This window comes from Parabacteroides sp. 20_3 (assembly GCF_964238835.1).
GTDB lineage: Bacteria > Bacteroidota > Bacteroidia > Bacteroidales > Tannerellaceae > Parabacteroides > Parabacteroides distasonis.
The window spans coordinates 40,706-54,795 of the sequence record NZ_CAXSNO010000003.1; the positions used below are offsets into that span (position 1 = coordinate 40,706).

Here is a 14,090-nt window from a genome sequence, read left to right on the forward strand (position 1 = left end):
CTACCTTTGTCGGTGGAAGTTCCACAAATCAAAACATAAGACTATGAAATGGCGTGATTTACTTTATTTCTCCAAGGGGGAAAGGCAGGCTCTTACCCTACTCCTTTCCTTAATAGCGATGGCATGGATCGCAATTATCGGGACGGATTTCTACCGTTCCCAATTTCAAACAGTTCCATTGGTAAACACCGGAATCAAACAAGATTCCTCACGGATCTATTCGAATAAAACACCTTCAAATTCCATTCGGAAAGAAAAAGAATCCCATTCGAACGAAACTAAAATCCCTTCCGAATGGAAATCCAAACGCATCCGAAAGGAATCAAAGCCCCATTTTCCCTCTTATCCCCAAGCAGAAAAATGGCCGCAAGGAACGGTTGTCGAATTAAACTCGGCTGATACCACCGCCCTTAAAATGGTTCCGGGAATTGGTAGCGTTTTTGCCAAGCGGATCATTAAATACAGGGACTTACTAGGAGGATTTTATTCCGTGGAACAACTAGGAGAAGTATATGGTATTGACGAGGATCGCTATGAAGCGATGAAATCGTGGTTTTCCGTGGACCCGTCAGTTATAAGTCATCTATTTGTCAACCAACTGTCAGCTAAAGAACTGGCCAGTCACCCATATGTCAGTTATAAACAAGCTAGGATCATCGAGAAAATGATCCGGAAAAAAGGGAAATTACAAGGTTGGGAGGATTTATCCCTATTGGAAGAGTTTCCGGAGCATGAACAACAACGATTACGATATTATCTTTCATTCCATTGATATTTTCACTATGTTTGTAACAAAACATATTCTGTATGATCTATCTGAAGCAAGTCAAATTACTGGACCCGGACTTGGTAGCCGGCAATCCCGAAGAACTAAAATACCCGTATAAGGCTCCGGCGGTACGTTTCACGGAATCATTCATTTTCCGCAAGCCGGTTACTTTCCTTGTTGGGGAAAACGGGGCGGGAAAATCTACTCTGCTGGAAGCGATGATGAGTAAATATGAGGAGAGGGATGAGGAAGAACCGGGTATGCTCTATGACGGAACCGAGGCCTACAAGATTTACGCCAATGTCTTACCCGAGCATATTAAGCTGATCGAGACCCGAAAACCGGAAAAGCATTTCTTCTTCCGGGCAGAATCCTTTTTTAACCATGCGGCCGAATTGGATAGGCAAGCCCAACTGGAATTACGTAAGTACAGCAAGATCTACGCCTATAAAGCTTACGGTGGCAGGAGTTTATTGGAGCAATCGCACGGCGAGAGCTTTCTCAGCGCTTTCCTGAATTATGCCAGCCGCAATACATTATTTATATTAGACGAGCCGGAAGCCGCACTCTCCCCACAACGGCAGCTGGCCCTTTTGGTGCGTATCCATGAACTGGTGAATAACGGTTGCCAACTGATTATCTCCACGCACTCCCCGATCTTGATGGCTTATCCGGACGCGGACATTTATGCCATCGATGATACCGGAGCGCACATCACCCCGTATGAGGAAACAGAGCATTACCAGCTCACTAAATATTTCCTCACGCATACGGAGCAAATGATGAAAGAACTGCTTGGGTGAGATTACTTCTCCCAAGCATTTACGATCTCGGCAATGTAAACGATATGCGCATTGCCGTTCTTCTCATCATACCAACGAGGGAAAACGCTAGGATCTAAAAACTTAGCCTCCTCGATCTCGGACTTATAGACCACTTTGCATTCCAACGTAAGGCGAGCTTCCTCGAATACAGGATTACCAGCCTCCGTAAAGAACGGTGTCAACCCCGTAGCGGCCACTTTATCAATCTCCCGGCCGGATTTAGAGCCACAAATGCTATGGGCTTTCCGGTGCTCCGGTCCTAGGAAAGTAATCGTGAACTCATTTTTAGCGTCGATAAACTCACGGGTATAACGCTCCGGACGAATAAAAGCAAACACCACCGGACGGTTCCATAACACTCCCACGCCGCCCCAACTGGCAGTCATCATATTAAACTTCTCCTTATCACCGGCGCTTACCAGCATCCACTCCTTACCAATCAACTCGATAAAGTTGTCTTTGATCTCATTCGGATTAATCGCTTTCATATCTCATTTTATTTTCCCTCAAAGATATAAAATATTCCCTTATTTACCGGTACTCATTACCCCCGAGTCATTATCGGCATTATTCACTTTCTTCTGACCAGCGCTAAATTTACGGCCGAAAGAGAAGTTATAGGAAATCGTCGCCACAAACAAACGGGAACTTTCCTTGATGTAATTCGAACGGTGGAAAGAGGCGTATTGGTTCCAGTTCTCGGTCTCCTGCTTATAGTTATCCGTAAACGGATTAAAGACACGCAAGCCAACCATCAAGTCTTTATGCCTATAACCGAGCTGGATTCCTTGGATATTCTCACCCCCACTCATCGTCTCGCCCTTAAACCAGTTCCAATTCGTCATCAACATATACATGAGTGACCAATTCTTCCAAGTAACGGAAACATTCGCGTCGCACCACCAGTTCGTATATCGATGCGTGTAGGTATTACCGTTACTCATATAATGGTTCATACCACCATTGACTGAAAATTGCAAGATGTCCTTGATCGGACCGACCCGCAAGTTGACGGAAGCGACAACCCGTTGCCAGTTTTTCTGATTATCCCAAGTCTGGATGATCTTATTCCCTTCCAGATATTTCTCGTCCATGATAGCGTCCGGCTGATACTCATAAGCGCCCAAGGCATTCACGTAAAACAGACCTTTGCGAAACTCGTAATTCAATTCCGTATAATAACTCATATAAGACTTCAAGTTAGGATTACCCCGCTGTATTTGCAAGGAATCGATCACTTGGTCGATAGCGCTCAGCTCACCCAAAGAAGGAGTCACATTCCCCATCGTTGATTTCAAACGGATGGAAGATTCCCCGGGCAAAGCATAAAACAAGGTCAACCGGGGACTCACCGTATAACGTTCATAATCCGCATCCTCACCCCGTTGGCTATAAGACGATCGATTCACGGTCACACCCAATGAGTAATCCAGTTTTTTCACCTTTCCCTTGAATTCCGCATATACGGAACTCTCCATCTGTTCCATATGCGTCTTATAGTTATGCCCATTGATATAACTGTTATCCGAGAAAGATTGGTTATGGCGTAAACCGCCGCTCAACCGATTACCATTCGTTAATTTCTTCTCATAGATAGCCTCGCCGATAATCGAGTATTTATCACCATCCACCACATTATTTACATCAGTCAACAATTGTTCATGTTTACTCTCTTGATAGATACGGGTCGATTTCGTTTGGTTATAAGTCCCTACCACGTTAAACACCAAGGTCTGGTTATGCTTCAAATTCCGTTGGTAATACAAATCCAGCGCAGGAGCTTGATAGGCTGATCCCGATAGATCGATCATATCCACTTTATCCTCCGGATTCGCCTTATTCATCAAGACTCCTTGATAATCCCAATGCGGTTGATGATTATTCCGGTAGCGGAACGTGGCGTTAAACATATACTTATCCGGCTTTTGATAGCTATAGTTCACATTCAGGTTATGCATGAACAAACGAGCGCGCGAAGGTTCGCCTATTTCCACACGGTTCAAGGTCGTTCCATTCGCTAAATGGAACTCTTCCTCGTTATTCCGTTTCATTCCATAGAAATCACGAGGACCGATCCGATAAGAAGCGCCCCATTCCGAGTTCTTATGATTGATCTTTCCCCAAGCATTATGTTCACCCCACATGGAATTGATACCTTGCGCCATGTCCAGACCAAAACTACCTCCCGTATCCGGCCGGCGAACAATATAATCCAGCACGATATCGGCATTACCATAACGTAAGCCCGGGTTATCATGATATTCTATACGAATGATGTCCGAGGGATTCAAGGCCTTGATCTCATCCTGTTCCACCTTCACGCCATTGATACGCACTTGGACTACCCCATTTCCCGTGGCCTTGATCTCACTGTTCAACAAATCCACCTGCACTCTCGGTAGCATCATCTGCTGCAACAAATCCATACCGTTTCCCGAAGCCTTCATCTGGCGCTCCGATGGGAAGACCACTTTTTTATCGGCATGGCTCGTCTGGGCAGAGGCGCTAACCGTCACCCCGTCTAAGGATACCGCATCATCATTTAAGGATATTTCTCCCAAAGAAATATTCTTGGACAAGCCTTCCAAGGAAATATACTCCGTCTTAAAGCCTAGACTAGAGACAGATAGAATATAACTCCCTTTTTTAATCTTATTTAATAAAAAATGCCCCTTCATATCCGTAGTCGTACCCGCTACAAAAGAAGAGTCCATTGTTTGCAATACCACATTTGCAAATTCCAAGATTTCTTTGTTGCGAGCGTCCCACACCATTCCCTTTATCTCTAAGTTCTGAGCAAAAGCTCCCTGTACCATACCGCCTAGCAGTATGATCCAAATCATCATCCGTTTCATTTTTATCGTATTTTTTCCGAATATAGCAGGGTGGCCTTTCCCGCTTATCATTTGTTTCTAACTATAAGACGACAGCCGTTTGGAAAACGTTACAAGAAAATGATAAAAAAATAATATTTCGATGAATTTGCTTCGTAGATACGTATCTTTGTAACCAAACAACAGATTATAAATCATGGAGCTATTGAATAATTGGATCAACGGAGTCAACGATATATTATGGTCATACATCCTTATTATCATGTTATTGGGATGCGCCGTATGGTTTACGATAAAAAGTAGGTTCGTACAATTCCGCATGATTGGCGAGATGATCCGATTATTAGGCGATTCTGCCGGGAAAGGAGAAAAAGGGGAAAAGCATATCTCCTCTTTCCAAGCCTTCGCCGTATCTTTAGCCAGCCGTGTAGGGACCGGAAACCTAGCCGGTGTAGCGACAGCCGTAGCGATCGGCGGATCCGGATCCGTATTCTGGATGTGGCTGATCGCTTTATTGGGTTCTTCCAGCGCATTCGTGGAATCTACGTTAGCTCAATTATATAAAGAAAAAGGGAAAGACTCGTTCATTGGCGGTCCCGCTTACTATATGCTACATGGTTTGGGGTTACGATGGATGGGCGTATTATTTGCCGTATTGATTTCGATAACCTTTGGTTTTGCCTTTAATTCCGTGCAAAGCAATACCATCTGCGCAGCTTGGGAAGGCGCTTTTGGCATCGATCATGCTTGGATCGGGGCGATTCTTACGGTACTTACGTTAATCGTCATATTCGGAGGTATTCAGCGCATCGCGAAAGTAAGCAGTATTGTCGTACCGGTCATGGCATTAGGATATATAGCATTGGCGTTGGGAATCGTACTGTTTAATATTACCCGCCTACCCGCTGTTATAGAAACCATTCTGTCAAACGCTTTTGGTTGGGAACAGGCGATAGGCGGCAGTGTCGGAGCGGCGTTGATGCAAGGGATTAAACGAGGTCTATTCAGTAATGAGGCCGGTATGGGATCGGCACCGAACGTAGCGGCTACGGCGCATGTCTCCCATCCGGTCAAACAAGGATTGATCCAAGCATTAGGCGTATTTACCGACACGCTGATTATCTGTACCTGCACAGCGTTCATCATCTTGTTTAGCGGAGCGCCATTAGACGGCTCCATCAATGGAGTCCAGCTCACGCAACAAGCTTTGAGCAACGAGGTGGGTAGCATCGGCAGTACGTTTGTCGCTTTAGCGATCCTTTTGTTCGCGTTCAGTAGTATTATCGGTAATTACTATTACGGAGAAGCGAATATTCGTTTTATCACGTCCAAGAGAAGTGTCTTATTTATTTACCGTATATTAGTCGGTGGAATGGTCATGTTCGGTGCGTTGGCTAGTTTAGACTTGGCTTGGAGCCTAGCAGACGTGACCATGGGACTGATGACGATCTGTAATTTGATCGCGATCTCATTGTTGAGCCGTCAGGCGTTCCTATTATTACAGGATTACGTAGCCCAAAAGAAAGCGGGTATTAAAAGCCCTGTATTCGATAAGAACAAGATACCCGAGTTGAAAGACAAAGCGCAGTGTTGGTGATCAGACAAACGTATTGAAGTATGATAAAAAGCAAGATGATAAGCTTTTACATAGCGGTCATGATGATATGGACCTGTACGGTAAAAGCTCAAGATGATAATAAATCCCTAATCCACAAAATTGGATTCGACGTACGTCCCTCGTATGTCGCCCCGACTAGCAAATTCCTAAAAGATGATGGCTATGGAAACGGGCTTACTTTACGTAAGGCGGCTTCATTCCATTTGAAATACGGGTTCCAACTGAATCCTAACTCTAAGGAGGGCCAGCTCTATCCGCACACTTACCAAGGAATAGGCATCTCTTATAATACCTTTGGCAATCGGCAGGAAGTAGGTAATCCTTGGGCGGCGTATGTTTTCCAAAGTTCCCGCATCGCCAAGATCTCTTCCCGGCTATCCTTCGATTATGAATGGAATTTCGGAGCCTCATTCGGGTGGCATCCGTATGATGATAACAATAATTACCGTAATAAGATCATCGGTTCTAAGATCAATGCCTATATCAATCTGGGATTTTTCCTCAACGCGAAACTATCCCGTTATTGCAACCTGCTCGTCGGGGCGGATTTAACGCACTACTCAAACGGAAATACTCATCTTCCGAATGCGGGATTGAATACGATTGGCGGCCGGATCGGACTCGTCTACACGCTCAATCCTATCGAGGAAAGCCATCATGAGATAGGTACCGCACGTTCCTTACCGGCAAATCAATTATACCTCTCCAGCTTTTGGCAACGTGTCAGTTACGATGTCATCCTATATGGTGCGACCCGTGCTAAGGGGGTTATGCTAGGTGATGAGGCCCATATTTTTCCAGGTCAGTTCGGCATCCTTGGATTCAACCTCAACCCGATGTACAAATTCAACCGGTTCCTAAAAGCAGGTATCTCCCTAGACGGCCAATATGACGAAAGCGCAAATATTTATTCCGACGAGATCATCCAAGTCGGCGAAGAACCCCGATTCTACCGCCCGCCCCTACACGAGCAAATCGGTATCGGCCTCTCCGCCCGTGGCGAGTTCACGATGCCATTCTTCTCGATCAATATAGGAGTCGGACATAATTTATTCTACAACAAAGGCGACCTGAAAGGATTATACCAGATCCTAGCCCTCAAGGTATCGGTTACACGAAATTTATTCCTGCATGTCGGATACCAACTGCACAAGTTCCATAATCCGAATAACTTGATGTTGGGAGTTGGGTATAGGTTCCATAATAAATAAAAGATAATATCCCGCTTGCTAAGATTATAAAGTTCAATCGTTCATAAAATCTAAGAAAACATATCGATCAAACTTCTTTTTGAAAGTAAAATTGAAGCTGTGCCTTTCATCTTTACTTGTAAGTGGTATAGCTCTATATCCTTTTTTTCTATAATAAGCTTCGTAGAGAAGAAGTTGTCTCCCGATACCGTAACAATAGAATCTTCTAACCCTTCTATTTCCGCTTTCAATAATCCATACTCTGATGAGGCGTACCCTTCAAACTCAATATCGGCCGACATACCTTTATGAACTTTCGTGATAAACCGGTAAGGTACAAGTGCCGTCACTTCCACATACCGCTCATCTACCTGTGTAACAAAAACACTCACCGTCACATTCTCCGGATAAGGTATAAAGCATGCTACCAACGCTAAACAGACAAGCACTGTTGTCAACATCCCGATGCCGTCACGCACGATTCCACCTGGAGCCTTACCAATTATCTCCTGTACCTTCTCACTACGCAACTCTATATTATCATACTCTGCCATACGCATATACCTTTCTCATTCTCAAGACCCTAATTCCAATTGATTCTCCACTAAATTATAATAAGCACCACGTTTTTCACACAATGATTTGTGATTCCCAACCTCAACGATTTTCCCGTTATCAATCACAATGATCTGATCCGCATTTTTCACGGTACTCAGCCGATGAGCGACAACAACTACGGTCTTACCTCTATAAAAATCATTCAAGTTCCCCACGATAACCCGCTCGTTCTCGGCATCCAACGCATTAGTGGCCTCATCCAAGAAAATATATTCCGGATTTTTATAAACAGCCCTAGCTATCAAGATACGTTGTTTCTGTCCTTGACTAAGCCCAACACCATCCGGACCGATTTGTGTATTGTATTTCAATGGCAGTCTCATAATAAAACTTTTTATATTCGATATATCTACGGCCCGGAGTAACCGCCCCGCATCAATCTCTCCATCATCCACGGCAATATTTCGTGCGATCGATTCAGAAAAAACAACCCCATCCTGCATAACGACACCGCATTGACGCCGCCACCATTTCAGATTCAACTCACTAATTGGGGTATTCCCGATACAGATCTTCCCTCCTGATACCGGATAATAACCTAATAACAATTTAATCAACGTAGTTTTACCACTGCCACTGGTACCGACAATAGCGGTCACCTTCCCTCCGGGAACCGTAAAACTCACATCATCTATCGTCTTTCGGAGACTGTGCGGATCATACTTAAAATCGACATTCCGAAAAGACAAATCCCGGTTATCATCCGGATAAGTAGCCAAAGAGTCGGAATGGTCCTCCTCATTCATTTGCGCATGGATCTCATTGATACGATCCAAGCTGATCTTCACATCTTGAGACGCATAAATGAAGTTCATCAATTGTTCAACCGGCCTGTTCAACTGCCCAATAATATATTGTACCGCCAGCATCATACCCAAGGTCATCTGTCCCTCCAACACCGAGGTAGCTGCCAAAATCGTTATCAAGATATTCTTCACTTGGGTAATACATACTCCACCGGCCTCTTGTGCCTGTTTCAACTTCAAGCTACGCATTTGCAAATGAAATAATCCAGCCTGTACATCCTCCCACTCCCAACGGCGACGTTGCTCGCAATCCTGCAACTTGATCTCCTGCATAGTGGTGATGAACTGGTAAGTCTTATTATTATTCTCCGCCTGTTTCTCAAATAGTTCATAATCCAGCACCTTACGCTTACGCAAGAAAAATGCGATCCATACGCCGTACAACACGCTCCCCATCACGAAAATCAGAAATATCATCTTATCATATATCAATAGTACGATCCCGAAAACAACAAATGTCAAAAACGAGAACAAAACCGTCAATGACTGAGTTGTGAGAAATTGCTCCACCCGCTTATGATCACCCATCCGTTGTATCAAGTCTCCCATCAACTTTGTATCGAAAAAACCCATCGGGAGCTTTAGTAACTTAATAAAGAAATCCGAGATAAGGGATATATTGATGCGCATGCTGATATGGAGCAAGATCCATCGCTGGATAAAATCCAAGATCGTTTGGCTGAAAATAAGGGTAAGTTGTCCAAGCAAGATTAGCCAGATAAAGCTCAAATCCTTATGTGTGATACCCACATCAACAATCGCTTGTGTCAAGAAGGGAAAGATTAGCTGCAAAACGCAGCCTACAATCAACCCTAAGATAATCTGTCCGAAATAATATTTGAATTGCTTGAAATAACCAAGCAAAAAAGCGAAAGTACGTTTTCCCGCAGCCTGAGTAGATTCTTGTTGATAAAAAGCAGGCGTAGGCTGTATGATCATGGCAACTCCCTTATCCTCTCCTTTCGAGCGGACCGTTATCCAACGATCCACAAAATCCTTCTCCTGATATTGCATCAGACCATTTCCCGGGTCCGCCACGTAGTAAACACTTTTCCTCCCTTTTCTGGATTTGATCTTGTAAAGAACTACAAAATGATTCTGGTTCCAATGTAAGATCACAGGTAACTCAACTTTCGCTAACTGATCGATAGACATTTTTCCGCAAGTTGTTTTCAAACCTAATTCACCTGCCGCCTCGCTAATGCCCAGTAAGGATACACCGTCCTTACTGGCAAAGCATATCTTAGAGAGAGAATCTATCGAATAATTCTTCCCCAAAAAGGCACAAATCATCCGTAAGCATGCGATACCACACTGCATCGCATCGTGTTGTCGATAGAAAGGGAAACTACGCATAAGAATATTTATTTACAATCTGTTTATAACGTCTTGTCCTGCTCCCGAACCTTTGTATTTATTTCGTCCCATATTAAATTTAAACCGAACTGTTAGCCTGACAGACTCACTATCCAATTTAGCTCTTTGATAGGCAGTATTGATACCACTATACAAATCTATATTCTGTCGGCTTAAATGCCCTACATCAAACCATTGGAGATTAAAGCTCAAACGATCCTGCAAAAATGATTTCCGTAAACTTAAATCAATTTCCCCTGTCTGATTTAATATATAATTTTGTGATGCACCTTTTGTCTGATAAGAGAAATCAGCACGCACCACAAAACCTTTTGGCAAACTAAACGCATTATTGAAGTTAAACATCAACATCGGCTTATTCATAGCTTTGAAACCGTCCATCCAAGGAGTATCGAACCATTGTTTCCTAAGCCCTATATATGCCATTGGCTCCCAAAGACCAATTTTAGGAGACAAAGAGAGGGATGCGTTCAAACAATCCAGCTGTCCTTCGTTACGATAGGTTACGAACACTATTCTTGGATCCTTATCATAAGGATCTGCCACATTCAATATTACATCGTTGAATCGTTGATAATCCAAAGATAGTTGAACCCACTGATAAGATAAATCCAATCTCAAACTATGAATAATCTCCGGCTGTAACTTTGGATTTCCACCTTTATAGGAAAAACGATTTATATATACAATATTATTACTTAAATCCCCATAGTCCGGACGATGGATTTTCTCTGAATAGCTCAACTGGCTTTGAACTCGTCCTATAGGATAAGACAAAGAAACAAAAGGAAACAAGTTATCATAAGTCCGCCTAAGATCTGAATCTCCGGAAAACTTATCTTGGAAAGAATAATTCACATGCTCATATCGAACTCCCGCAGAAACATCCAGATTTCCCCAAGAACGAGTATAATCCAAGAAAGCCGTTTCCGTCTTCTCCTTTGCCACATTACCCGTACTTGGTAATATAGCTTCCTCATTTTTATAATACTCGTTTTTTTTCATGCTTGCAAATTCACCTCCAAATGAGAAATCCCCCCCCCATAAAGGATGGGATAAGATTAGTTTAGCAGCAAATAAATGAACTGAATTATCTGAAAAAGAACAAATTGCGCGATCATCAAAATGTAAGCTACTCTCCTCTGCATAATCCTCTGCATAATCTTTATTCCATAATAAATCTGCGTTAAAATCAATATTTAATTTCCCGATCATTCCTGTATAATAAGCATTTAATTGTTGTTTAGGACCTCTACGTTCATTTGTCCGACTGTTATTCTCCCAGTAGTCGTACTGACTCTCATTCGCATATACCTGACTCCTCACAAAAGACACTTTCGAGTTTTTAGGCATAGCATTGATTGAATAGCGGACTCCTGCCGAATGCCTTTCATTAAACTGATTGTTAATCCCAATATTCCCGTCATAAATATGCCGCTTATAATCCGTATCAAACGTATAATTTTGTCGCCACAACGTATCTAAGCATGTAATCTGCTCTAACGTACTTTCTTGATAAAAATTCCGCAATGTATAAGCGAATCCCCCAAATAGGTCTAATCCATTTTTGCTATATTTGAGATTAAATTGCTCCATGAGTCCGGACTTATGCGACTGTTCCACACGGGAACGTACATCCAGCCCCAACCCTTCACCAACCGGACGAGCCGTCCGAATTCGTATAACCGCTTTAACACTTGCATCATATTGGACTCCTGGATTATTCAACACTTCAACCCTAGCAATATTCTCCGATCCAAGCCTTTCCAGTTCTGACAAATCACGAACCAAGCGTCCATTCAAATAAATAGAAGGTGTACCTTTTCCAAACACGGAATAGGCACCATCTTTACCTTGTACACCGGGTATATGATTCAACACATCACTAGCTGTTCCTATTTTACTCAGCAAGGAATTTTGTACATTTGTAATTAACTTCCCATTTTTCAATTCATATACAGGACGATGAGCTATAACCACCGCTTCTCCCAACACCAATGATTGCTCTGGGATCACGATAACGCCTAGGGAACCAATCGTACAATTTCTAAAAACAGTTTGGAAACCAACAGATGATATCTTAAGTAAATAATTATCATCAGACGGAACCGGTATAAGAAAACCTCCATCCTTATCACTTACCCCTCCATCCACAAAAAAAGAATCTGTAGTCATAACAACCACATTCGCATAACTTAATGGGGCATTATTGTTATCTTTCAAAGTACCTGAGATTGCCTGAGCCCCTAAAGTGAACACAGTCATCCACCAACCTGCAAAAAATAGCAAAAACCATCTTTTTTCTTTCCCACCCATTTTCATATTGTATTATCTAATCATTATTATTAAATCTCTAAAGCGTTTCGCTTGCAATAAGAGACAGAGGAAGTAAATTTCTTGCCCTCAAAGACGGGCTTAAGTCTACAATTTTTCAATGCACATTGTTTTTTAAACTGACATTTTGGACAATCATCCAAATCATCCAGTCGAGTTATTCCTCTGAATCTATCCAATTTAGATGATCTCCAAATATCATCTATACTTTCATGTAACAAATTTCCAATGACATATTCCTCATGATCAAAAGCATAAAAACATGGATATATATCAAGATTTTCATCCATAGCCAAAATACTATTCCCCGCTGAACAAGCGATAATATCACTCTTTTCTTTTTCTACCAAAGAAAGGTCGTCGGACAATTCAAGTCTACGACCATATTTCTTATGGGCTTCATTATACACTCTATATACTTCTTGACTCTCATCCTCACTCAAAAACAAATTTTTATTATCACCAGCTCTTCCTACGGGACGCAAACAATTCAAGAACAAGACCTCTGCTCTCAAGAAATCTAATGTAAAAGAAATCATATCCCGTATTTGATAAAAGTTTCTTTTATTAATAGAGCAAGTTATTCCAAATTTAACACCTGCATCTCTCAATCTCAATAGTTGCCGAGAAATTACATCAAAAGCTCCCTTTCCCCTAGTGAAATCATGAGTCTCACTATCCAATCCATCCAATGAAATCCCTAAATGGATATCACCCAACCGGAGGATTTCAATATCTCTATCCTTTATTAGCATACCATTAGTCAAAACAATTGTCTCAAAATGCCTTTTAGATAATTCAAGAAGAATCTGATCAAAATTAGGTACCGTGAAAGGTTCTCCTCCCGTTATTTTCAAAGTTTTCAAATTAATCCTATCAAATTCACTGAAAATGCGGGAAAATACATCTATACCATATTCTCGTATCCCAAATTTTGGAGAAGCTCCTTCAAAACAATGTTTGCAAGCTAAGTTGCAATGTTTAGTAATAACAAAATCTATTCGTCCTGGACTTATTTCTGTCAATGGTGACAAATTCTTCTTATCTTTATAAAAATCAGGTATACAAAATGATTCCTTTGTCGGAACTAATAAGTCTATGAACTCCGGATTTCTCAGAAAAACCAAAAAATCATCCATATTGATACCCATATTCTCGAATTTTTCTTTCACGTATCCCAAAGAAAGGGACGAATGTCTAAATAAATTTAGAATAAAGAATAGCTTGTATGAGAGTTCATAACGTTTTTGAATAGACTTATTATATAATGAATACTGATCATCAAGCCCTTTTCTTAGTACATAATTTTGATTTATAGTCAATTCATCTTTCATAATTTATTCTATATAAAATTCCATGGATTCAAAGCACGTTCCTCAACCCATGGAATTTAATTAATATTTACATGTATTATTTCCACATACGCCATAAAATGGATTACAAATTACGACTCCTTTTCGTCATCTTTTTTCCCATTACAACAGTTGCCGATGACAGACCCATCACCATCCTTCGCGACCTCAAACTCTGTTTTCAGAATTCTGGCCTTCCCGCCTTTAAGCAATTCTAAAGACTCATTGTCGATTGCTTCAAAAAGCTCTACAGTCATGTGTTTTGTTTCCATGTCTCTTCAAATTAGATTTTCGTCCTACTCATAAGCTTTTCGGAATTCGCTCCTATGTTATACAGATAGGTTCTGTTTCTATTTATAAATTACCGG

The 14,090-nt window shown here is 41.8% G+C and carries 11 protein-coding genes; 4 read left to right on the forward strand and 7 right to left on the reverse strand.

The window, feature by feature from the left end; all coding sequences use genetic code 11:
• The first annotated feature begins 43 nt into the window (after window positions 1–43).
• On the forward strand, window positions 44–772 hold the full coding sequence (locus tag ACESPU_RS07150) for a helix-hairpin-helix domain-containing protein (RefSeq protein ID WP_122297806.1): 729 nt from the start codon (window positions 44–46) through the stop codon (window positions 770–772).
• A gap of 35 nt (window positions 773–807) precedes the next feature.
• Window positions 808–1,572: an AAA family ATPase gene (locus ACESPU_RS07155; RefSeq protein ID WP_158532690.1), complete on the forward strand. Its 765-nt coding sequence runs from the start codon at window positions 808–810 to the stop codon at window positions 1,570–1,572.
• Window positions 1,573–1,574: 2 nt separating this feature from the next.
• Here ACESPU_RS07155 and ACESPU_RS07160 read toward each other — a convergent pair whose 3' ends face one another.
• Both ACESPU_RS07160 and ACESPU_RS07165 read right to left on the reverse strand, forming a co-directional pair.
• On the reverse strand, window positions 1,575–2,081 hold the full coding sequence (locus tag ACESPU_RS07160) for a flavin reductase family protein (protein ID WP_008778870.1): 507 nt from the start codon (window positions 2,079–2,081) through the stop codon (window positions 1,575–1,577).
• Window positions 2,082–2,120: 39 nt separating this feature from the next.
• Complete coding sequence (locus ACESPU_RS07165) at window positions 2,121–4,448, reverse strand: outer membrane beta-barrel protein (RefSeq protein WP_373133227.1); 2,328 nt, start codon at window positions 4,446–4,448, stop codon at window positions 2,121–2,123.
• A 175-nt stretch (window positions 4,449–4,623) separates the two neighbouring features.
• On the opposite strand from ACESPU_RS07165, the gene ACESPU_RS07170 reads away from it, so the two are divergent.
• Together ACESPU_RS07170 and ACESPU_RS07175 are read left to right on the forward strand one after the other, a co-directional pair.
• A complete protein-coding gene (locus ACESPU_RS07170; RefSeq protein ID WP_373133228.1) occupies window positions 4,624–6,024 on the forward strand; it encodes an alanine/glycine:cation symporter family protein in 1,401 nt (466 codons plus the stop codon).
• Window positions 6,025–6,044: 20 nt separating this feature from the next.
• Window positions 6,045–7,256: an acyloxyacyl hydrolase gene (locus tag ACESPU_RS07175; protein WP_122144402.1), complete on the forward strand. Its 1,212-nt coding sequence runs from the start codon at window positions 6,045–6,047 to the stop codon at window positions 7,254–7,256.
• Between the two features lie 50 nt (window positions 7,257–7,306).
• On the opposite strand, the gene ACESPU_RS07180 is transcribed toward ACESPU_RS07175, so the two are convergent.
• From ACESPU_RS07180 to ACESPU_RS07200, 5 genes are all read right to left on the reverse strand, one after another.
• Window positions 7,307–7,789, reverse strand: a complete 483-nt coding sequence (locus ACESPU_RS07180) for a hypothetical protein (RefSeq protein ID WP_034526594.1) — start codon at window positions 7,787–7,789, stop codon at window positions 7,307–7,309.
• A gap of 21 nt (window positions 7,790–7,810) precedes the next feature.
• Window positions 7,811–10,015 carry a peptidase domain-containing ABC transporter gene (locus tag ACESPU_RS07185; RefSeq protein ID WP_122144403.1) on the reverse strand — a complete coding sequence of 735 codons (2,205 nt, stop codon included), beginning with the start codon at window positions 10,013–10,015 and terminating at the stop codon, window positions 7,811–7,813.
• Window positions 10,016–10,027: 12 nt separating this feature from the next.
• Entirely contained in the window at window positions 10,028–12,352 is a 2,325-nt protein-coding gene (locus tag ACESPU_RS07190) for an outer membrane beta-barrel family protein (RefSeq protein ID WP_158556954.1), read from the reverse strand.
• A gap of 29 nt (window positions 12,353–12,381) precedes the next feature.
• A complete protein-coding gene (locus tag ACESPU_RS07195) occupies window positions 12,382–13,704 on the reverse strand; it encodes a radical SAM/SPASM domain-containing protein (RefSeq protein ID WP_008778877.1) in 1,323 nt (440 codons plus the stop codon).
• A gap of 110 nt (window positions 13,705–13,814) precedes the next feature.
• Complete coding sequence (locus tag ACESPU_RS07200) at window positions 13,815–13,994, reverse strand: hypothetical protein (RefSeq protein ID WP_008778878.1); 180 nt, start codon at window positions 13,992–13,994, stop codon at window positions 13,815–13,817.
• Window positions 13,995–14,090 lie beyond the last annotated feature (96 nt).